19 protein-coding genes are annotated in these 20,623 nt (G+C 70.8%); 17 read left to right on the top strand and 2 right to left on the bottom strand.

Going from position 1 to position 20,623, the window contains the following annotated elements:
* Window positions 1-31 precede the first annotated feature (31 nt).
* Complete coding sequence (efp, locus tag ACIQZO_RS14720) at window positions 32-598, top strand: elongation factor P (protein WP_403625355.1); 567 nt, start codon at window positions 32-34, stop codon at window positions 596-598.
* Window positions 599-601: 3 nt separating this feature from the next.
* Window positions 602-1,036 carry a transcription antitermination factor NusB gene (nusB, locus tag ACIQZO_RS14715; RefSeq protein WP_403625352.1) on the top strand — a complete coding sequence of 145 codons (435 nt, stop codon included), beginning with the start codon at window positions 602-604 and terminating at the stop codon, window positions 1,034-1,036.
* 165 nt (window positions 1,037-1,201) lie between these two features.
* Here the strand turns inward: nusB and bldD are convergent, their stop codons facing one another.
* A complete protein-coding gene (bldD, locus tag ACIQZO_RS14710) occupies window positions 1,202-1,702 on the bottom strand; it encodes a transcriptional regulator BldD (protein WP_030008755.1) in 501 nt (166 codons plus the stop codon).
* A 288-nt stretch (window positions 1,703-1,990) separates the two neighbouring features.
* Here bldD and pyrR point away from each other — a divergent pair, with 288 nt between their 5' ends.
* The 14 genes from pyrR (at window position 1,991) to ACIQZO_RS14640 (ending at window position 18,665) form a co-directional block, all read left to right on the top strand.
* Window positions 1,991-2,566 carry a bifunctional pyr operon transcriptional regulator/uracil phosphoribosyltransferase PyrR gene (pyrR, locus tag ACIQZO_RS14705; protein WP_403625348.1) on the top strand — a complete coding sequence of 192 codons (576 nt, stop codon included), beginning with the start codon at window positions 1,991-1,993 and terminating at the stop codon, window positions 2,564-2,566.
* A 106-nt stretch (window positions 2,567-2,672) separates the two neighbouring features.
* On the top strand, window positions 2,673-3,665 hold the full coding sequence (locus tag ACIQZO_RS14700; RefSeq protein WP_398563786.1) for an aspartate carbamoyltransferase catalytic subunit: 993 nt from the start codon (window positions 2,673-2,675) through the stop codon (window positions 3,663-3,665).
* Window positions 3,666-3,667: 2 nt separating this feature from the next.
* Entirely contained in the window at window positions 3,668-4,954 is a 1,287-nt protein-coding gene (locus tag ACIQZO_RS14695) for a dihydroorotase (protein WP_403625345.1), read from the top strand.
* On the top strand, window positions 4,951-5,541 hold the full coding sequence (locus tag ACIQZO_RS14690) for a hypothetical protein (protein WP_403625342.1): 591 nt from the start codon (window positions 4,951-4,953) through the stop codon (window positions 5,539-5,541). Before ACIQZO_RS14695 ends, ACIQZO_RS14690 begins: the two co-directional genes overlap by 4 nt.
* Window positions 5,538-6,701, top strand: a complete 1,164-nt coding sequence (gene carA, locus ACIQZO_RS14685; RefSeq protein ID WP_403625339.1) for a glutamine-hydrolyzing carbamoyl-phosphate synthase small subunit — start codon at window positions 5,538-5,540, stop codon at window positions 6,699-6,701. The genes ACIQZO_RS14690 and carA overlap by 4 nt, the downstream gene beginning before the upstream one ends.
* Entirely contained in the window at window positions 6,694-10,002 is a 3,309-nt protein-coding gene (gene carB / locus ACIQZO_RS14680; RefSeq protein ID WP_403625336.1) for a carbamoyl-phosphate synthase large subunit, read from the top strand. The genes carA and carB overlap by 8 nt, the downstream gene beginning before the upstream one ends.
* Window positions 10,003-10,096: 94 nt before the next feature.
* Entirely contained in the window at window positions 10,097-11,221 is a 1,125-nt protein-coding gene (locus tag ACIQZO_RS14675) for a quinone-dependent dihydroorotate dehydrogenase (protein ID WP_403625333.1), read from the top strand.
* A 2-nt stretch (window positions 11,222-11,223) separates the two neighbouring features.
* Window positions 11,224-12,057 carry an orotidine-5'-phosphate decarboxylase gene (pyrF, locus tag ACIQZO_RS14670; protein WP_403625756.1) on the top strand — a complete coding sequence of 278 codons (834 nt, stop codon included), beginning with the start codon at window positions 11,224-11,226 and terminating at the stop codon, window positions 12,055-12,057.
* A gap of 303 nt (window positions 12,058-12,360) precedes the next feature.
* Window positions 12,361-12,684, top strand: a complete 324-nt coding sequence (locus ACIQZO_RS14665; RefSeq protein WP_030008746.1) for an integration host factor — start codon at window positions 12,361-12,363, stop codon at window positions 12,682-12,684.
* Window positions 12,685-12,745: 61 nt separating this feature from the next.
* Window positions 12,746-13,309: a guanylate kinase gene (gmk, locus tag ACIQZO_RS14660; RefSeq protein ID WP_403625330.1), complete on the top strand. Its 564-nt coding sequence runs from the start codon at window positions 12,746-12,748 to the stop codon at window positions 13,307-13,309.
* A gap of 73 nt (window positions 13,310-13,382) precedes the next feature.
* Complete coding sequence (gene rpoZ / locus ACIQZO_RS14655) at window positions 13,383-13,655, top strand: DNA-directed RNA polymerase subunit omega (protein ID WP_004948662.1); 273 nt, start codon at window positions 13,383-13,385, stop codon at window positions 13,653-13,655.
* A gap of 161 nt (window positions 13,656-13,816) precedes the next feature.
* A complete protein-coding gene (coaBC, locus tag ACIQZO_RS14650; RefSeq protein ID WP_403625327.1) occupies window positions 13,817-15,016 on the top strand; it encodes a bifunctional phosphopantothenoylcysteine decarboxylase/phosphopantothenate--cysteine ligase CoaBC in 1,200 nt (399 codons plus the stop codon).
* A gap of 211 nt (window positions 15,017-15,227) precedes the next feature.
* Entirely contained in the window at window positions 15,228-16,436 is a 1,209-nt protein-coding gene (metK, locus tag ACIQZO_RS14645; protein WP_403625325.1) for a methionine adenosyltransferase, read from the top strand.
* 108 nt (window positions 16,437-16,544) lie between these two features.
* Window positions 16,545-18,665, top strand: a complete 2,121-nt coding sequence (locus ACIQZO_RS14640; RefSeq protein WP_403625322.1) for a primosomal protein N' — start codon at window positions 16,545-16,547, stop codon at window positions 18,663-18,665.
* Between the two features lie 116 nt (window positions 18,666-18,781).
* On the opposite strand, the gene ACIQZO_RS14635 is transcribed toward ACIQZO_RS14640, so the two are convergent.
* On the bottom strand, window positions 18,782-19,348 hold the full coding sequence (locus tag ACIQZO_RS14635) for a hypothetical protein (protein WP_403625319.1): 567 nt from the start codon (window positions 19,346-19,348) through the stop codon (window positions 18,782-18,784).
* A gap of 250 nt (window positions 19,349-19,598) precedes the next feature.
* Between ACIQZO_RS14635 and fmt the strand changes: the two genes are divergently transcribed.
* Entirely contained in the window at window positions 19,599-20,543 is a 945-nt protein-coding gene (gene fmt / locus ACIQZO_RS14630; RefSeq protein WP_403625316.1) for a methionyl-tRNA formyltransferase, read from the top strand.
* Window positions 20,544-20,623 lie beyond the last annotated feature (80 nt).

Below are 20,623 nucleotides of genomic sequence, written 5' to 3'. Positions count from 1 at the left end.
GTGGTCTTCCAGTGCAGGAGATTCCGCAACCGTGGCTTCCACGAACGACCTCAAGAACGGCATGGTGCTCAAGCTCGACGGTGACCAGCTCTGGTCCGTCGTCGAGTTCCAGCACGTCAAGCCCGGCAAGGGCCCGGCCTTCGTGCGCACCAAGCTCAAGCACGTGCTCTCCGGCAAGGTCGTCGACAAGACGTTCAACGCCGGCACGAAGGTCGAGACGGCCACCATCGACCGCCGTGACATGCAGTTCTCGTACATGGACGGCGAGTACTTCGTCTTCATGGACATGACGACCTTCGACCAGCTGATGGTCGACAAGAAGGCTGTCGGCGACGCCGCGAACTTCCTGATCGAGGGCTTCACCGCCACCGTCGCCCAGCACGAGGGCGAGGTGCTCTACGTCGAGCTCCCGACCGCGGTCGAGCTCAAGATCGAGCACACCGACCCGGGCGTCCAGGGCGACCGCTCCACCGGTGGCACCAAGCCCGCCACGCTGGAGACGGGCTACGAGATCCAGGTCCCGCTCTTCGTCACCACCGGCGAGACGGTCAAGGTCGACACCCGCACCAGCGACTACCTCGGCCGGAAGAGCAACTAACCCGTGGCTGCTCGGAGCAATGCGCGCAAGCGCGCCTTCCAGATCCTTTTCGAGGCCGACCAGCGCGACGTGCCCGTCCGCGAGGTCCTCGCCGACTGGATCCGCCACGCGCGGTCGGACGACCGGCAGCCGCCGGTCAGCGCCTTCACGATGGATCTCGTCGAGGGTTACGCCGACAAGGTGGACCGCATCGACGACCTGATCGTCACCTACGCCGTGGACTGGGAGCTCGACCGCATGCCGGTCGCGGACCGGAACATCCTGCGGCTCGGCGCCTATGAGCTGATCTGGGTGGACGACACCCCGGACGCCGTGGCCATCGATGAGGCCGTCCAGCTGGCGAAGGAGTTCTCGACGGACGAGTCGCCCTCGTTCGTGAACGGGATGCTGGCCCGCTTCAAGGACCTGAAGCCGAACCTGCGGCGCAGCGAGAGCTGACCGCACGGCCCGGAGCCGGCAACGCCTTACGGAAGGGCCCGCAACGGCAGCGTTGCGGGCCCTTCCGTATGCGGCGCGAGGGAACGAAAAAACCGGTGGGTGCCGGACCCCCGCAAGGGTCCGGCACCCACCGGTAAACGTTTCTGCTGGTCTGGGGCCCGGAACTCAGAGTTCCTCGTGCGCCACCGCGCGACGCGCGTCCGCGTCCAGCACGCCCCAGCTGATCAGCTGCTCGGTCAGGACCGAGGGCGACTGGTCGTAGATGACGGCCAGGGTGCGCAGGTCGTCCTGGCGGATCGACAGCACCTTGCCGTTGTAATCGCCGCGCTGGCTCTGGATCGTCGCGGCGTAACGCTGCAGCGGGCCGGCCTTCTCGGCGGGCACCCCGGCCAGGCGCTCCAGGTCGAGACGGAGCTTCGGCGGCGGCTCGGCCGCCCCGCCGGGAGTCGTGCCCGGCAGCAGTTCCTGAACCGGAACCCCGTAGAAGTCCGCCAGCTCGGCGAGACGCTGGACGGTCACGGCGCGGTCCCCGCGCTCGTAAGAACCGACGACGACGGCCTTCCACCGGCCCTGGGACTTCTCCTCGACACCGTGGAGGGAAAGGCCCTGCTGGGTGCGGATGGCGCGGAGCTTGGCCCCGAGCTGTTTGGCGTATTCGCTGGACATAACGCTCCCGGACGCTGTGACGCTGTGACTGATGGACACTGCGACTACGTAACTACGTGCGGCTCCGCCGCGCGGCTGGTAACTCACTGTGAGGTTACGCAGCGTTACTTGGATGCGTCAAGCCGAATGGTCTTCGTCGCCCCCCGGGGGGTCCCTCCCGGCAGCCGCGAGAGAGTCATTTCCGAACCGGCCCGGTCCGAGTCACCGGTCTCTCCCTGGTACCGTGTGAGACGTACATCAGACGTCCTTTAAGGTCCGTCCCGTGAGGCGGAGAAGGAGGTCCTTTTCATGGACACTCAGCAGAACACCGATTCCATGCGCCCCGTGCTCGAGGCGCAGGACATCGCGCGGGTCCTGACCCGCATCGCCCACGAGATCGTCGAACGCGCCAAGGGTGCCGACGACGTGGTGCTCCTCGGCATTCCCACCCGCGGTGTCTACCTCGCCCGCCGGCTGGCCGCCAAGCTCGAAGAGATCACCGGTACGAAGATCCCGGTCGGCTCCCTCGACATCACCATGTACCGCGACGACCTGCGGATGAAGCCCGCCCGCGCGATCGGTCGCACCGAGATCCCCGGCGACGACCTCGACGGCCGCCTGGTCGTCCTCGTCGACGACGTGCTCTTCTCCGGCCGCACCATCCGAGCCGCCCTCGACGCCCTCGGCGACCTCGGCCGCCCCCGCGCCGTGCAGCTCGCCGTCCTCGTCGACAGAGGCCACCGCGAACTGCCGATCCGCGCCGACTACGTCGGCAAGAACCTCCCCACGTCGCTGCGGGAGACCGTCAAGGTCCAGCTCCAGGAGGAGGACGGCCGTGACGCCGTGCTGCTCGGCCAGCGGACCACCCAGGCAGCAGGCCAGTAGACCGTCCGAGTGACGGGCCCCGATGGGCCCGCGCCGAGTCCTGCCCTGCCCGCCCGCACCTGCGCACGTCAGTCCGCCCGCCCTCCCGACCTACGGAGCCATCCAGATGAAGCGCCACCTCATCTCGGCCGCCGATCTCACGCGCGACGACGCCGTCCTGATCCTCGACACCGCCGAGGAGATGGCCCGCGTCGCGGACCGGCCGATCAAGAAGCTGCCCACCCTGCGCGGCCTCACCGTCGTCAACCTCTTCTTCGAGGACTCGACCCGTACCCGGATCTCCTTCGAGGCGGCCGCCAAGCGGCTCTCGGCCGACGTCATCAACTTCTCCGCAAAGGGTTCCTCCGTTTCCAAGGGCGAATCCCTGAAGGACACCGCGCTGACCCTGGAGGCCATGGGCGCCGACGCGGTCGTCATCCGCCACCACGCCTCCGGCGCCCCCTACCGGCTCGCGACCTCCGGCTGGATCGACTCCGCCGTCGTCAACGCCGGCGACGGCACCCACGAGCACCCCACCCAGGCCCTGCTGGACGCCTTCACCATGCGCCGCCGCCTGGTCGGCCGCGACGCCGGCCTCGGCAAGGACCTGAACGGCCGCCGGATCACCATCGTCGGCGACATCCTGCACAGCCGCGTGGCCCGCTCCAACGTCCACCTGCTGCACACCCTCGGAGCCGAGGTCACCCTGGTGGCCCCGCCCACCCTGGTCCCGATCGGCGTCGAGAGCTGGCCCTGCGAGGTCTCGTACAGCCTCGACGACGTGCTGCCGAAGTCCGATGCGGTGATGATGCTGCGTGTGCAGCGCGAACGCATGAACGCCGCCTTCTTCCCGACCGAGCGCGAGTACTCCCGCCGGTACGGGCTCGACGGCGACCGCATGGCGAAGATGCCCGAGCACGCCATCGTGATGCACCCCGGCCCGATGAACCGCGGTATGGAGATCACCGCCCAGGTCGCCGACTCCGACCGCTGCACGGCCGTCGAGCAGGTCGCCAACGGCGTCTCCACCCGGATGGCCGTGCTGTACCTGCTGCTCGGCGGCTCCGAGCCCGCCGTCACCACCACCCCCGCCGCCACGCGTACCGAGGAGAGCAAGTAACCATGAGCAAGATCCTGATTCGTGGCGCGAAGGTACTCGGTGGCGAGGCGCAGGACGTCCTGATCGACGGCGAGACCATCGCGGAGGTCGGGCAGAACCTCTCCGCCGAGGGCGCGACCGTCATCGAGGCCGAGGGCCAGGTCCTCCTGCCCGGCCTCGTCGACCTGCACACCCACCTGCGCGAGCCCGGCCGCGAGGACTCCGAGACCGTCCTCACCGGCACCCGCGCCGCGGCCTCCGGCGGCTACACGGCGGTGTTCGCCATGGCGAACACCTTCCCGGTCGCCGACACCGCCGGCGTCGTCGAGCAGGTCTGGCGCCTGGGCAAGGAGTCCGGCTACTGCGACGTGCAGCCCATCGGCGCCGTCACCGTCGGCCTGGAGGGCAAGCAGCTCTCCGAGCTGGGCGCCATGCACGAGTCCGCCGCCCGCGTCACCGTCTTCTCCGACGACGGCAAGTGCGTGGACGACGCCGTGATCATGCGGCGCGCCCTGGAGTACGTGAAGGCCTTCGGCGGCGTCGTCGCCCAGCACGCGCAGGAGCCCCGCCTCACCGAGGGCGCCCAGATGAACGAGGGGATCGTCTCCGCCGAACTCGGGCTCGGCGGCTGGCCGGCCGTCGCCGAGGAGTCGATCATCGCCCGCGACGTCCTGCTCGCCGAGCACGTCGGCTCCCGCGTCCACATCTGCCACCTCTCCACCGCCGGCTCCGTCGAGATCGTCCGCTGGGCCAAGTCCCGCGGCATCGACGTCACCGCCGAGGTCACCCCGCACCACCTCCTCCTCACCGAGGAGCTCGTGCGTTCGTACAACGCGGTCTACAAGGTCAACCCGCCGCTGCGCACCGAGCGCGACGTGCTGGCCCTGCGCGAGGCGCTCGCCGACGGCACGATCGACATCGTCGCCACCGACCACGCCCCGCACCCGCACGAGGACAAGGACTGCGAGTGGGCCGCCGCCGCCATGGGCATGGTCGGCCTGGAGACCGCGCTCTCCGTCGTCCAGCAGACGATGGTGGAGACCGGACTGCTCGACTGGGCGGGCGTCGCCGAGCGGATGTCCTTCGCTCCGGCGCGCATCGGCAGCCTGGAGAACCACGGCCGTCCCGTCTCGGCAGGTGAACCCGCGAACCTGACCTTGGTCGATACCTCGTACCGTGGTGTCGTGGACCCCGCACATTTCGCCTCCCGCAGCCGCAACACGCCTTACGAGGGCCGTGAGCTGCCGGGGCGCGTCACTCATACCTTCCTGCGGGGCCGGGCAACGGTCGTGGACGGGAAACTGGCGTGACACCTGCAGTAATCCAACTGGCCGCCGAGGCCGCCGAACGACAGTCGGCGGAGGTGACCAGCTTCGGCGCCCGCATCGCATGGGTGATCGGCCTGGTCGTCTTCATCGCGTTCGTCTACTGGCTGATGCGGCAGGGCTGGAAATGGCGCGGCGCTCTGCAGAACGATCTGCCGGAGCTGCCCGCCGCCCCCGACGGCCTCCCCGAGCACCGGCTGGCCCTGACCGGCCGGTACCACGGCTCCACCACCGCCGGGCAGTGGCTCGACCGGATCGTCGCCCACGGTCTGGGCGTCCGCAGCCGGGTCGAGCTCACGCTCACCGACGCGGGCCTGGACGTGGTCCGACCGGGGGCGGGCGACTTCTTCGTACCGGCCGCGCAGCTGCGCGGCGCCCGCCTCGACAAGGGAATCGCGGGCAAGGTACTCACCGAGGGCGGTCTGCTCGTCGTCACCTGGGCGCACGGCGACAAGCTGATCGACTCCGGATTCCGCTCCGACCGCGCGGCCGAACACGCCGCCTGGGTTCGAAGCATCGACACGCTAGTAACACAGAACTCATCCATCACGACGGAAGGCGCCGAACGATGACGACCTCCACCAGGGGAGCAGCCAAAGCTCCCGCCGTACTCGTCCTGGAGGACGGTCGGATCTTCCGCGGCCGCGCCTACGGCGCTGTGGGGGAGACCTTCGGCGAGGCCGTGTTCTCCACCGGCATGACCGGCTACCAGGAGACCCTCACCGACCCGTCGTACCACCGGCAGGTCGTCGTGATGACCGCCCCGCACGTGGGCAACACCGGCGTCAATGACGAGGACCCCGAGTCCTCCCGCATCTGGGTGGCCGGCTACGTCGTACGCGACCCCGCCCGCGTCCCCTCCAACTGGCGCTCGCAGCGCTCGCTGGACGAGGAGCTCGTCAAGCAGGGCGTCGTCGGGATCTCCGGCATCGACACCCGCGCCCTGACCCGCCACCTGCGCGAGCGCGGCGCCATGCGCGTCGGCATCTTCTCCGGCGAGGCCTGGGTGGGCATCCGCGACGAGGCCCTGCTGGCCAAGGTCAAGTCGCAGCCGCAGATGAAGGGCGCGAACCTCTCCGCCGAGGTCGCCACCAAGGAGACGTACGTCGTCCCCGCGATCGGCGAGAAGCGCTTCACCGTCGCCGCCATCGACCTCGGCATCAAGGGCATGACCCCGCACCGGATGGCCGAGCGCGGCATCGAGGTGCACGTGCTGCCCGCCACCGCCACCGTCGAGGACGTGTACGCGGTGAACCCCGACGGCGTGTTCTTCTCCAACGGCCCGGGCGACCCGGCCACCGCCGACGGCCCCGTCGCCGTCATGCAGGGTGTGCTGGAGCGCAGGACCCCGCTCTTCGGTATCTGCTTCGGCAACCAGATCCTCGGCCGCGCGCTCGGCTTCGGCACCTACAAGCTGAAGTACGGCCACCGCGGCATCAACCAGCCGGTCCAGGACCGCACCACCGGCAAGGTCGAGATCACCGCGCACAACCACGGCTTCGCCGTCGACGCGCCCCTGGACAAGGTCTCCGAGACCGCCTACGGCCGCGCCGAGGTCTCCCACGTCTGCCTGAACGACAACGTCGTCGAAGGCCTCCAGCTGCTCGACCAGCCGGCCTTCAGCGTCCAGTACCACCCCGAGGCGGCCGCCGGCCCGCACGACGCCGCGTACCTCTTCGACCGCTTCACGTCTTTGATGGAAACCGCCCTGATGGAGGCCGAGCGTGCCTAAGCGCACCGATATCCAGTCCGTCCTGGTCATCGGCTCCGGCCCGATCGTCATCGGACAGGCCGCCGAGTTCGACTACTCCGGCACCCAGGCCTGCCGCATCCTCAAGGCCGAGGGCCTGCGGGTCATCCTGGTCAACTCCAACCCCGCGACGATCATGACCGACCCGGAGATCGCCGACGCCACGTACGTCGAGCCGATCACCCCCGAGTTCGTCGAGAAGATCATCGCGAAGGAGCGCCCCGACGCGCTGCTGCCGACCCTCGGCGGCCAGACCGCGCTCAACACCGCCATCTCCATGCACGAGCAGGGTGTGCTGGAGAAGTACGGCGTCGAGCTCATCGGCGCCAACGTCGAGGCCATCAACAAGGGCGAGGACCGCGAGCTCTTCAAGGGCGTCGTCGAGGCCGTCAACGCCAAGATCGGCCACGGCGAGTCCGCCCGCTCGGTCATCTGCCACACCATGGACGACGTCATCAAGGGCGTCGACACCCTCGGCGGCTACCCCGTCGTCGTGCGCCCCTCCTTCACCATGGGCGGCGCCGGCTCCGGCTTCGCCCACGACGAGGACGAGCTGCGCCGCATCGCCGGCCAGGGCCTCATGCTCTCCCCGACCACCGAGGTGCTCCTGGAGGAGTCCATCCTCGGCTGGAAGGAGTACGAGCTGGAGCTGATGCGCGACACCAAGGACAACGTGGTCGTCGTCTGCTCCATCGAGAACTTCGACCCGATGGGCGTCCACACCGGTGACTCGATCACCGTCGCCCCGGCGATGACGCTCACCGACCGCGAGTACCAGCGGCTGCGCGACATCGGCATCGCGATCATCCGCGAGGTCGGCGTCGACACCGGCGGCTGCAACATCCAGTTCGCGATCGACCCCGTCGACGGCCGCGTCATCGTCATCGAGATGAACCCGCGCGTCTCCCGCTCCTCGGCGCTCGCGTCGAAGGCCACCGGCTTCCCGATCGCCAAGATCGCCGCCAAGCTGGCCATCGGCTACACGCTCGACGAGGTCCCCAACGACATCACCGAGAAGACCCCGGCCTCCTTCGAGCCGTCCCTCGACTACGTCGTCGTCAAGGCCCCGCGCTTCGCCTTCGAGAAGTTCCCGCTGGCCGATGCCACCCTCACCACCACGATGAAGTCCGTCGGCGAGGCCATGGCCATCGGCCGCAACTTCACCGAGGCCCTCCAGAAGGCCCTGCGCTCCCTGGAGAAGAAGGGCTCGCAGTTCACCTTCGTCGGCCCCACCGGCGACAAGGACGAGCTGCTCGCCACCGCGGTCCGCCCGACCGACGGCCGCATCAACACCGTCATGCAGGCCATCCGCGCCGGCGCCACCCAGGAAGAGGTCTTCGAGTTCACGAAGATCGACCCCTGGTTCGTCGACCAGCTCTTCCTCATCAAGGAGATCGCGGACGAGCTCGCCGCCGCCGAGAAGCTCCACCCCGAGCTGCTCGCCGAGGCCAAGCGCCACGGCTTCTCCGACGCCCAGATCGCCGAGATCCGCGGCCTGCGCGAGGACGTCGTCCGCGAGGTCCGCCACGCGCTGGGCGTCCGCCCGGTCTACAAGACGGTCGACACCTGCGCCGCCGAGTTCGCCGCGAAGACCCCGTACTTCTACTCCTCGTACGACGAGGAGTCCGAGGTCGCGCCCCGCACCAAGCCCGCGGTGATCATCCTGGGCTCGGGCCCGAACCGCATCGGCCAGGGCATCGAGTTCGACTACTCCTGCGTCCACGCCTCCTTCGCCCTCAGCGACGCCGGCTACGAGACCGTGATGGTCAACTGCAACCCGGAGACCGTCTCCACCGACTACGACACCTCCGACCGCCTGTACTTCGAGCCGCTCACGCTGGAAGACGTGCTGGAGATCGTCCACGCCGAGTCCCTGGCCGGCCCCATCGCGGGCGTCATCGTCCAGCTCGGCGGCCAGACCCCGCTCGGCCTCGCCCAGGCGCTCAAGGACAACGGCGTCCCCGTCGTCGGCACCCCGCCGGAGGCCATCCACGCCGCCGAGGACCGCGGCGCCTTCGGCCAGGTCCTCGCCGAGGCCGGCCTGCCGGCCCCCAAGCACGGCACCGCCACCACCTTCGCGGGCGCGAAGGCGATCGCCGACGAGATCGGCTACCCGGTCCTGGTGCGCCCGTCCTACGTGCTCGGCGGCCGCGGCATGGAGATCGTCTACGACGAGACCCGCCTGGAGTCGTACATCGCCGAGTCCACCGAGATCTCCCCGACCCGCCCCGTGCTGGTCGACCGCTTCCTCGACGACGCGATCGAGATCGACGTCGACGCCCTCTACGACGGCCACGAGCTGTACCTCGGCGGCGTCATGGAGCACATCGAGGAAGCCGGCATCCACTCCGGCGACTCCGCCTGCGCCCTGCCCCCGATCACCCTCGGCGGCTACGACATCAAGCGCCTGCGCGCCTCCACCGAGGCCATCGCCAAGGGCGTAGGCGTCCGCGGCCTGATCAACATCCAGTTCGCGATGGCCGGCGACATCCTCTACGTCCTGGAGGCCAACCCGCGCGCCTCCCGGACCGTCCCCTTCACCTCGAAGGCCACCGCCGTCCCGCTCGCGAAGGCCGCCGCCCGCATCTCGCTCGGCACCACCATCGCCGAGCTGCGCGCCGAGGGCCTGCTGCCGAAGACCGGCGACGGCGGCACCCTGCCGATCGACGCGCCGATCTCCGTCAAGGAGGCCGTCATGCCGTGGTCGCGCTTCCGCGACATCCACGGCCGTGGCGTGGACACCGTCCTCGGCCCCGAGATGCGCTCCACCGGCGAGGTCATGGGCATCGACGCCGTCTTCGGCACCGCCTACGCCAAGTCGCAGGCCGGCGCCTACGGCCCGCTGCCCACCAAGGGCCGCGCCTTCATCTCCGTCGCCAACCGCGACAAGCGCTCGATGATCTTCCCGGCGCGCGAGCTCGTCGCCCACGGCTTCGAGCTGATGGCCACCTCCGGCACCGCCGAGGTGCTGCGCCGCAACGGCATCAACGCCACCGTGGTGCGCAAGCTCAGCGAGGGCGAGGGCCCGAACGGCGAGAAGACCATCGTCCAGCTGATCCACGACGGCCAGGTCGACCTGATCGTCAACACCCCGTACGGCACCGGCGGCCGCCTCGACGGCTACGAGATCCGCACCGCGGCCGTGGCCCGCAGCGTCCCCTGCCTGACCACGGTCCAGGCGCTCGCCGCCGCCGTCCAGGGCATCGACGCGCTCAACCGCGGCGACGTGGGTGTCCGCTCCCTCCAGGAGCACGCGGAGCACCTGACCGCAGCCCGCGACTGACGCAGGCAGTAGAGCCAGCCCGGACACGGGGAGGGGGACACCGGTTTCACGACGGGTGTCCCCCTCTTCACGAGCGCAGAGGGATTTTCCGACGATGTACAAAACCTTCTTCAACCTGGTCTTCAAGCGGATGGACCCGGAACAGGCCCACTACCTGGCCTTCCGCTGGATCCGCCTCGCCGCCCGCACCCCCGTGCTGCGCACCTTCGTCGCGGCCGCCCTGGCCCCGCGCTACGAGGAGCTCCGCACCGAGGCCCTCGGCCTGCGCATGCACGGCCCCTTCGGCCTCGCCGCGGGCTTCGACAAGAACGCCGTGGCCATCGACGGCATGTCGATGCTCGGCTTCGACCACATCGAGATCGGCACCGTCACGGCCGAGCCGCAGCCCGGCAACCCGAAGAAGCGCCTGTTCCGCCTCGTGCCGGACCGCGCGCTGATCAACCGCATGGGCTTCAACAACGAGGGCTCCGCGGCCGTGGCGGCCCGCCTGGCGGCCCGTGAGGCCGCTCTCGGTCAAAGGAGCAGCCGGACGGTCGTCGGCGTCAACATCGGCAAGACGAAGGTCGTGCCCGAGGAGGAGGCCGTGGGGGACTACGTCGCCTCCACCGAGCGCCTGGCCCGGCACGCCGACTACCTCGTCGTGAACGTCTCCTCCCCGAACACCCCCGGCCTGCGCAACCTGCAGGCCACCGAGTCGCTGCGGCCGCTTCTGACGGCCGTCCGCGAGGCCGCCGACCGCGCGGTGACCGACCGCCGGGTTCCGCTGCTGGTCAAGATCGCCCCCGACCTCGCGGACGAGGACGTGGACGCGGTCGCCGACCTGGCCCTGGAGCTGGGCCTCGACGGCATCATCGCGACGAACACCACCATCGCCCGCGAGGGGCTGGGCCTGAAGTCCTCCCCGTCCCTGGTGAAGGAGACCGGCGGGCTCTCCGGCGCCCCCGTCAAGGAGCGCTCGCTGGAGGTCCTGCGCCGCCTGTACGCCCGTGTGGGGGACCGCCTCGTCCTGGTCGGGGTCGGCGGCATCGAGAACGCCGAGGACGCCTGGCAGCGGATCCTGGCCGGTGCCACGCTGATCCAGGGCTACAGCGCCTTCATCTACGAGGGCCCGTTCTACGCCCGTGCCCTCCACAAGGGCCTGGCCGCGCGCCTGGCCACCAGCCCGTACGCGACGCTCGCCGAAGCGGTGGGCGCCGAGACCCGAAAGGCCACCAAGTGACTGTGACCCCGTTCGGCGCCCGCCTGCGCGCGGCGATGGACTCCCGGGGCCCGCTGTGCGTGGGCATCGACCCGCACGCGGCCCTGCTGGCCCAGTGGGGCCTCCAGGACGACATCGCGGGCCTGGAGCGGTTCTCCCGTACGGTCGTCGACGCGCTCGCCGAGTCGGTGGCGGTCTTCAAGCCGCAGGCGGCCTTCTTCGAGCGGTTCGGCTCGAAGGGCGTGGCCGCCCTCGAGCGGACCGTCGCGGACGCCCGGGCGGCCGGGACCCTGGTGGTCATGGACGCGAAGCGCGGCGACATCGGCTCGACGATGGCGGCGTACGCCTCGGCCTTCCTGGACCCGGCCTCGCCGCTGTTCTCGGACGCGCTGACGGTCTCCCCGTACCTGGGCTACGGCTCGCTGAAGCCGGCCGTGGACCTGGCCCGGGAGTCGGGCGCGGGCCTCTTCGTCCTCGCGCTGACCTCGAACCCGGAGGGCGCGGAGGTCCAGCGGGCGGTCCGGGAGGACGGCAGGACGATCGGCGCGACGATGCTGGCGCACCTGGCGGCGGAGAACGCGGACGCCGTCCCCATGGGCTCCTTCGGCGCGGTGGTCGGTGCCACGCTGGGCGACCTGTCCCGCTTCGACCTGGACATCAACGGGCCGCTGCTGGCTCCCGGCATCGGCGCGCAGGGCGCGACGGCCGCGGATCTGCCGGGCGTGTTCGGCAAGGCCGTGCGCAACGTCGTCCCGAACGTGTCGCGGGGCGTCCTGAAGCACGGTCCGGACGTGAACGCCCTGCGCGACGCCGCACGGCGCTTCGCCGACGAGATCCACGAGGCCGTCACCGCGTAATCGGTCACCCGTTGAGGCCCTGCCGCACCTCCGCGGCAGGGCCTCTCGTAATTCTTGGCGAAACTCGAACGCTCTTCATCGGACAAAAGCGGGGTATTTTGTCCGTGATGTACGGTTCAGTGGAGGCTGACCAGGACTTTTCGTCCGTTCTCGCTGACTGGAGCGGTGTTGGCCGCTAGTCTCCGATCAGAGTGAACGCGCAGCGAACGAGTTCCATCGCTGTTCGGGAGCTCGCGAGGTGTGTTGCCTTTGGGCTACCCACCGGTCCGTATCCGACAGTTCGACATCCGAGGTGACGTAGGCGTGGCTCTTCCGCCCCTTACCCCTGAACAGCGCGCAGCCGCGCTCGAAAAGGCCGCCGCGGCTCGCCGGGAGCGGGCCGAGGTGAAGAATCGGCTCAAGCACTCCGGCGCCTCGCTCCAAGAGGTCATCAAGACGGGCCAGGAGAACGACGTCATCGGCAAGATGAAGGTCTCCGCCCTGCTGGAGTCTCTGCCTGGCGTGGGCAAGGTGCGCGCCAAGCAGATCATGGAGCGTCTCGGCATCTCCGAGTCCCGGCGTGTCCGAGGTCTCGGTTCCAACCAGATCGCCTCTCTGGAGCGCGAGTTCGGCAGCACCGGCGCCTGAGGCGTCGACTGAAGTTCTCCCGGCGTTCTCAGGCAGTCCTGAGAAGCTGGATAATCGCTCTATGGCAGCAGAGGTTCGTCCGCGGCTGACCGTGCTCTCCGGCCCTTCAGGGGTCGGTAAGAGCACGGTCGTCGCGCATATGCGCAAGGTTCACCCCGAGGTATGGCTCTCGGTGTCGGCCACCACCCGCAAGCCGCGGCCCGGTGAGCGACACGGAGTCCACTACTTCTTCGTCAATGACGACGAGTTCGACAAGCTGATCGCCAACGGCGAGCTGCTGGAGTGGGCCGAGTTCGCGGGCAACCGCTACGGCACTCCCCGCAGCGCGGTGCTGGAACGCCTGGACAACGGCGAGCCGGTACTGCTGGAGATCGATCTCCAGGGCGCACGACTCGTCCGCGAGTCCAAGCCCGACGCCCAGCTGGTCTTCCTGGCACCGCCGAGCTGGGACGAGCTGGTCCGCCGGCTGACCGGTCGCGGCACGGAATCGGCTGAGGTCATCGAGCGTCGGCTGGCCGCCGCGAAGATCGAGCTCGCTGCCGAGTCCGAGTTCGATACCACCCTGGTCAACACCTCCGTCGAGGACGTGGCGCGTGAGCTGCTAGCCTTGGTGGCAGTTGTCTGATCGTTGATCGATGGTTTTCAGTCGATCAATTCCAGGACGGCCCCATCTTTCACCCATCTTCGGAAGGTAGAGCGTGTCCTCTTCCATCACTGCGCCCGAGGGCATCATCAACCCGCCGATCGACGAGCTGCTCGAGGCCACGGACTCGAAGTACAGCCTCGTGATCTACGCGGCCAAGCGCGCGCGTCAGATCAACGCGTACTACTCGCAGCTCGGTGAGGGCCTGCTCGAGTACGTCGGCCCGCTGGTGGACACCCACGTCCACGAGAAGCCGCTTTCGATCGCGCTGCGCGAGATCAACGCGGGTCTGCTGACCTCCGAGGCCATCGAGGCCCCGGCTCAGTAAGGCACCAGTCCTTTCACCACAGGCCCGGCAGAACATCTGCCGGGCCTGTGGTGTGTCATGGGTGGGTACGACGTCGCTCGGAGCCGAACGCGTCGGACACATGGCACACGTCACACATTGCACACGTCGCACACGTCGCGCAGTCAAAGGGGTGCACGCGGATGGATAAGCCGAAGGTCGTACTGGGAGTCAGTGGCGGGATCGCCGCCTACAAGGCGTGCGAGCTGCTCCGCCGGCTGACCGAGTCCGGCCACGACGTGCGGGTGGTGCCCACCGCGGCCTCCCTGAACTTCGTGGGGGAGGCCACCTGGTCCGCCCTCTCCGGGAACCCGGCCTCCACCGAGGTGTGGGAATCCGTCCACGAGGTGCCGCACGTGCGCATCGGGCAGTCCGCCGACCTCGTCGTCGTCGCCCCGGCCACCGCCGACATGCTGGCCAAGGCCGCCCACGGGCTGGCCGACGACCTGCTCACGAACACCCTGCTCACCGCGCGCTGCCCGGTCGTCTTCGCCCCCGCCATGCACACCGAGATGTGGGAGCACCCCGCCACCCAGGAGAACGTGGCCGCACTGCGCCGCCGCGGCGCCCTGGTCATCGAGCCCGCCGTCGGCCGGCTCACCGGCAAGGACACCGGCAAGGGGCGGCTGCCCGACCCCGAGGAGATCTTCGAGGTCTGCCGCCGGGTCCTGGCCCGCGGGACGGCCGGGCCGGACCTCACCGGACGGCACGTGGTGATCAGCGCGGGCGGTACGCGCGAGCCCCTGGACCCGGTCCGGTTCCTCGGCAACCGCTCCTCCGGCAAGCAGGGCTACGCCCTCGCCCGCACCGCCGTCGCCCGAGGGGCCAGGGTCACCCTGATCGCGGCCAACACCGCGCTGGCAGACCCGGCCGGGGTGGACGTCGTACGCGTGGGGACCGCCGTACAGCTGAGGGAAGCCGTGCTCACGGCGGCCCCGGACGCCGACGTCGTGGTGATGGCCGCGGCCGTGGCCGACTTCCGGCCCGCCGAGTACGCGGGTGGGAAGATCAAGAAGAAGGACGGCCAGGACCCGGCGCCGGTCGCGCTCGTGCGCAATCCGGACGTTCTCGCGGAGATCTCTGCCGACCGGGCCCGGACGGGGCAGGTCGTGGTGGGGTTCGCGGCGGAGACCGACGACGTCCTCGCGAACGGCCGGGCCAAGCTCGCGCGCAAGGGGTGTGACCTTCTCGTCGTGAACGAGGTGGGGGAGTCCCGAACCTTTGGTTCCGAGGAGAACGAGGCAGTCATCCTGGCCACCGGCGGGTCCGAGGTGTCGGTGCCCTATGGTCCGAAGGAAGCGCTGGCCGATGTGATCTGGGACCAGGTGGCGGTCCGGCTCTAGCGCGACGCGCCTGGGCCGATTCCCCTTCTCCTGATCACATCCGTGCGTAAGAATGGGAGTGCCGCAGGTCACACGGCTCCCATAAGGCGAGACGGGTGGTCCCGGAAACGGTGGCGACCGATAAACTGCATCCGGAACGTGATCGGGCGCAGCCTCCGATGTGGTTCCGCCAAATGATCAGCCAGCAGCCGCTGCAACCCCAGGGAGCGTTGTGTCCCGTCGTCTCTTCACCTCGGAGTCCGTCACCGAGGGCCACCCCGACAAGATCGCTGACCAGATCAGCGACACGATCCTCGATGCGCTCCTCACCGAGGACCCGACCTCGCGCGTCGCCGTGGAGACCCTCATCACCACGGGTCTCGTGCACATCGCGGGAGAGGTGACGACGAAGGCCTACGCGCCGATCGCGCAGCTCGTGCGCGAGAAGATCCTCGAAATCGGCTACGACTCCTCGAAGAAGGGCTTCGACGGCGCCTCCTGTGGCGTGTCGGTGTCCATCGGCGCGCAGTCCCCGGACATCGCGCAGGGCGTCGACACCGCCTACGAGAAGCGCGTCGAGGGCGACGAGGACGAGCTCGACAAGCAGGGCGCCGGCGACCAGGGCCTGATGTTCGGCTACGCCTGCGACGAGACCCCCGAGCTGATGCCGCTGCCGATCCACATCGCGCACAAGCTCTCGCGCCGGCTGTCCGAGGTCCGCAAGAACGGGACCATCCCGTACCTGCGCCCCGACGGCAAGACCCAGGTCACCATCGAGTACGACGGCGACAAGGCCGTGCGCCTGGACACCGTCGTGGTCTCCTCGCAGCACGCCTCGGACATCGACCTCGACTCGCTGCTCGCTCCCGACATCCGCGAGTTCGTCGTCGAGCACGTCCTGGCCCAGCTCGTCGAGGACGGCATCAAGCTCGACACCGAGGGCTACCGGCTGCTGGTGAACCCGACCGGCCGCTTCGAGATCGGCGGCCCGATGGGCGACGCCGGCCTCACCGGCCGCAAGATCATCATCGACACCTACGGCGGCATGGCCCGCCACGGCGGCGGCGCCTTCTCCGGCAAGGACCCGTCCAAGGTCGACCGCTCCGCCGCCTACGCCATGCGCTGGGTCGCCAAGAACGTGGTCGCCGCCGGCCTCGCATCGCGCTGCGAGGTCCAGGTCGCGTACGCCATCGGCAAGGCCGAGCCCGTCGGTCTCTTCGTCGAGACCTTCGGCACCGCCAAGGTGGAGGTCCAGAAGATCGAGGACGCGATCGGCGAGGTCTTCGACCTGCGCCCGGCCGCGATCATCCGCGACCTCGACCTGCTGCGCCCGATCTACGCCCAGACCGCCGCCTACGGCCACTTCGGCCGCGAGCTGCCGGACTTCACCTGGGAGCGCACCGACCGCGTGGAAGCACTGCGCGCGGCCGCCGGCCTGTAAACCGGCTCGGACACCCCGCCGCACGGCGGACGCGTACGGCCCCGGACCTCCTGGTCCGGGGCCGTACGCATGCCGTGGCTGTCAGTGGACTTTGGTAAGAATGCTGATGTGAGCAGCGACAACGGCGAGAACGAATCCCCGGCGGGAGCGCCGCCCGAGCAGCTCGCGCTCATCCGGGAGATGGTCGCCGAGGCGAAGGCCAAGGCGCCCAAGGCGAAGCCGCGTACCTGGCGGGGGGCCGCACTCGCCGAGGAGCTGCCCGTCGCCCGGGTCCTCGTGAACAAGGGCGTGCTCCACCTCGACCGGACCTTCGACTACGCCGTGCCCGCCGAGCTCTCCGAGGCCGCGCAGCCCGGGGTCCGGGTCCGCGTCCGCTTCGGCGCCGGCTCCCACCAGGTGCACGGCGGCCGCCGCGAGGGCGGCGGCCTCATCGACGGATTCATCGTCGAGCGCCGCGCCGACTCCGACTACAACGGGGCGCTGGCCGCCCTCGCCCACGTGGTCTCGCCCGAGGTGGTCCTCAGCCCCCGCATGCTGGCCCTCGCGCGGGCCGTCGCCGACCGGTACGCGGGCAGCCTCGCCGACGTCCTCCAGCTCGCCCTGCCCCCGCGCAACGCCAGGGCCGAGGCCAAGCCCTCACCGGAGCCGCTGCCGCCGCCCGCCGCCCCCGAACCCGGCGGCTGGGAGCAGTACGGCGCCGGGCCCGGCTTCCTGCGCGCCCTCGCCACCGGCGGCGCCCCGCGCGCCGTGTGGACCGCACTGCCCGGCCCCGGCTGGGCCGACGAACTCGCCCGCGCCATGGCCGCCACGCTGGCTTCCGGCCGCGGCGCCCTGGCCGTGCTCCCCGACGGGCGGACCGCCGCCCGCGTCGACGCGGCCCTGACCGCCCTGCTCGGCGAGGGCCGGCACGCGCTGCTCACCGCCGAGTCGGGACCTGAGAAGCGCTACCGCCAGTGGCTCGCCGTGCACCGGGGCTCGGTGCGGGCCGTCATCGGCACCCGGGCCGCGATGTTCGCACCCGTACAGGACCTCGGGCTCGTGGCCGTCTGGGACGACGGGGACTCCAGCCACAGCGACGACCGCGCCCCCTTCCCGCACGTGCGGGAGGTGCTGGAGCTGCGTGCCGTCAGCGACGGCTGCGGCTTCCTCGCGGGCAGTACGAGCTGCACCGTGGAAGCCGCCCAGCTGGTCGAGTCCGGCTGGGCGCGGCCCCTGGTCGCCGACCGTGAGACGGTACGGGCCCGCGCGCCCCGGATCCGCACCGTCGGGGACGAACTGCTGGCCCGCGACGAGGCGGCCCGGGCCGCGCGCCTGCCCAGCCTGGCGTGGGAGACCGTACGGGAAGGGCTGAAGACCGGGCCGGTGCTGGTGCAGGTGCCGCGGCGGGGTTACGCACCCCGCCTGGCGTGCGAGCGCTGCCGAACCCCCGCCCGCTGCAGGGTCTGCGCGGGACCGCTGGAGGCCCCCGACGAGCGGGACCTGCGGTGCGGGTGGTGCGGGAGGGACGAGACGTCCTGGCACTGCGAGGAGTGCGGGTCGTTCCGGCTGCGGGCCCAGGTGGTCGGCGCCCGGCGCACCGCCGAGGAACTGGGACGGGTCTTCCCGGCCGTGCCCGTACGGACCTCGGGGCGCGACCACATCCTGGACGAGGTACCGGACCGGCCGGCGCTGGTGGTGAGCACCCCCGGCGCCGAACCGGTGGCCGCGGGAGCCGGCTACGCGGCCGCGCTGCTGCTCGACGGCTGGGCCATGCTGACCCGCCCCGACCTGCGGGCCGGCGAGGACGCGCTGCGGCGCTGGATCGCGGCCGCCTCCCTGGTCCGGGGGGACGGCCAGGTCGTGGTGGTCGCCGAGCCGACGCTGCGGCCCGTCCAGGCGCTCGTCCGGTGGGACCCGGTGGGCCATGCCGTACGGGAGCTGGCGGAGCGGGCCCAGCTCGGCTTCCCACCCGTGTCCCGGATGGCGGCGGTGGCCGGGCGGGGCGAAGTGGTCGAGGCCTTCCTGGCCGGCGCCGGGCTGCCGCCCGACGCGGAGATCCTGGGACCGGTACCGCTCCCGGGGCGGCGCGGGGAGCCGTCCCCCGGGGAGCGGGCACTGGTCCGGGTCCCGCCGGGCAGCGGAGCCGCCCTCGCGGCCGCCCTGAAGGCCGCGCAGGCGGCCCGGATGGCACGCGGGGTCCCGGCGGCGGACGCCGTCCGGGTGCGCATCGACCCGCCGGACATCGGCTGACGCGGAAAACCCCTGGTGGGGCGACCCGTACGGTCGCCCCGCCAGGGGTCGGTCACGACGCTGCGAGCCGGGTCCACCGGCCGTCGGGTGTCGGCGTCCCGGCGGCAGGACACCCGTCAGCCGTTGCGCGGACCGGGGAAGGCGGGAGAGCGGGGAGCCTCGCCCAGAACCCGCCCGGGAACACCCCCGGCAGTGGCCTGGGCCTCCTCGCGCACCGGCTGCGGCGGCATCGAACGGGCGGCCGGGACGGTCGGCAGCGGCCCCAGGGTCCGGGTGATCGTGGTCGTGGTTGTGGTCGTGCCCTCGGCCAGCGGGTCCGCGGATTCCGCGGACTGCGCCCGGCGGGCCCCGTAGCGGCGGTGCACGGCCTGCTTGGTGACACCGAGCGCCGAGCCGACCGCGTCCCACGAGAAACCGAGCGAGCGGTCGAAGTCCACCGCTGCGGTCACCAGCGTCTCGACGCTGTCCCGCAGCTCCTGCGCGAGGCGGACGGTCGGCGCGGGCGCCCGGCCGTAGACGACGAAACCCGTGGAAGGACCCGATCGGCGCGGGCGGTACACGTTGCCGAGCTGGGCGGTGAGCGTACGCAGGGCATCCACCTGCCGGCGAACCCGCTCGATGTCCCGTACCAGGAGGTGCAGGCTGGCCCGGGCTTGAGCGTCGTGGGTGGCGTGGTCGGCCATGAAGAAGCCTCTCGAACCGGTGCTGAAGGGCGGATCGGGCCGCAGACACCGTTCACACGCGGCCCGTTTTGGTCAATCTCTCTTGACCAACGCGCCACCCGTCGCCCAGGTCACGCTGTGGGGGCGTGTCGGCATATGCGAGGGGCGCGCGCGTGTGCGTACGCCCCCTCAGCATCACAGGTGGGCGGCCCGACGCACGCCCCATAGACTGGTGCGCTGCTGACAGCCGAGATAGCGAGGTAGTCCAACAGTGAAGCTCGTCTTCGCAGGCACCCCCGAGGTCGCCGTACCCGCCCTGGACGCCCTGATCGCCTCCGGGCGGCATGAGGTCGCCGCCGTCATCACACGGCCCGACGCACCGGCCGGCCGCGGCCGCCGGCTCGTCGCCAGCCCGGTCGCCGAACGCGCCGAGGAGGCGGGCATCGAGGTACTCAAGCCCGCCCGGCCCCGCGACCCCGACTTCCAGGCCCGGCTGCGCGAGATCGACCCCGACTGCTGCCCGGTCGTCGCCTACGGCGCCCTGATCCCGAAGAGCGCCCTCGACATCCCGCGGCACGGCTGGGTCAACCTGCACTTCTCGCTGCTGCCCGCCTGGCGCGGAGCCGCGCCCGTCCAGCAGTCGATCATCGCGGGGGACCAGGTCACCGGCGCCGCCACCTTCCGGATCGAGGAGGGCCTGGACACCGGCCCCGTCTACGGCGTCCTGACCGAGGAGATCCGGCCGACCGACACCAGCGGCGACCTGCTCACCCGGCTCGCCTTCGCCGGGTCCGGGCTGCTCGCCGCCACCATGGACGGCATCGAGGACGGCACGCTGCGCGCCGTCGAACAGCCTCACGACGGGATCTCCCACGCGCCCAAGATCACCGTGGAGGACGCCCGGATCGACTGGACCGCCCCCGCGATGCGCGCCGACCGCTTGGTGCGCGGCTGCACGCCGGCGCCGGGCGCGTGGACGGTCTTCCGCGGCGATCGGCTCAAGCTGATCTCGCTGGGCCTGGTGCCCGACCGGACGGACCTGGAGCCGGGGGCGCTGGCCCCGGCCAAGAACAACGTGTACGTCGGCACCGGCTCGCACGCCGTGGAGCTTCTGTGGGTGCAGCCCCAGGGCAAGAAGCCGATGCGGGCCGCCGACTGGGCGCGCGGGGTGCGGATCGCTCCCGGCGAGCGGCTCGGCGGAGCCGACGTAGGCTGATCGGCGGGGACGTCCGCACGCCGGACGTCCCCGCGCACGATGCGCAGGCCTCGCGCCCTCGTGGCACCCGCAGAACCAGT

This window comes from Streptomyces sp. NPDC097617 (genome assembly GCF_044761485.1).
Lineage (GTDB): Bacteria > Actinomycetota > Actinomycetes > Streptomycetales > Streptomycetaceae > Streptomyces.
This window is presented reverse-complemented; position numbering and strand designations above follow the sequence as displayed.

Excerpts from the sequence above, each read along its gene's own strand:
- bldD (WP_030008755.1), bottom strand. The coding sequence starts at position 1,702 with ATGTCCAGCGAATACGCCAAACAGCTCGGGGCCAAGCTCCGCGCCATC.
- ACIQZO_RS14700 (WP_398563786.1), top strand. The coding sequence starts at position 2,673 with ATGAAGCGCCACCTCATCTCGGCCGCCGATCTCACGCGCGACGACGCC.
- ACIQZO_RS14695 (WP_403625345.1), top strand. The coding sequence starts at position 3,668 with ATGAGCAAGATCCTGATTCGTGGCGCGAAGGTACTCGGTGGCGAGGCG.
- pyrR (WP_403625348.1), top strand. The coding sequence starts at position 1,991 with ATGGACACTCAGCAGAACACCGATTCCATGCGCCCCGTGCTCGAGGCG.
- ACIQZO_RS14675 (WP_403625333.1), top strand. The coding sequence starts at position 10,097 with ATGTACAAAACCTTCTTCAACCTGGTCTTCAAGCGGATGGACCCGGAA.
- carA (WP_403625339.1), top strand. The coding sequence starts at position 5,538 with ATGACGACCTCCACCAGGGGAGCAGCCAAAGCTCCCGCCGTACTCGTC.
- ACIQZO_RS14635 (WP_403625319.1), bottom strand. The coding sequence starts at position 19,348 with ATGGCCGACCACGCCACCCACGACGCTCAAGCCCGGGCCAGCCTGCAC.
- coaBC (WP_403625327.1), top strand. The coding sequence starts at position 13,817 with ATGGATAAGCCGAAGGTCGTACTGGGAGTCAGTGGCGGGATCGCCGCC.
- gmk (WP_403625330.1), top strand. The coding sequence starts at position 12,746 with ATGGCAGCAGAGGTTCGTCCGCGGCTGACCGTGCTCTCCGGCCCTTCA.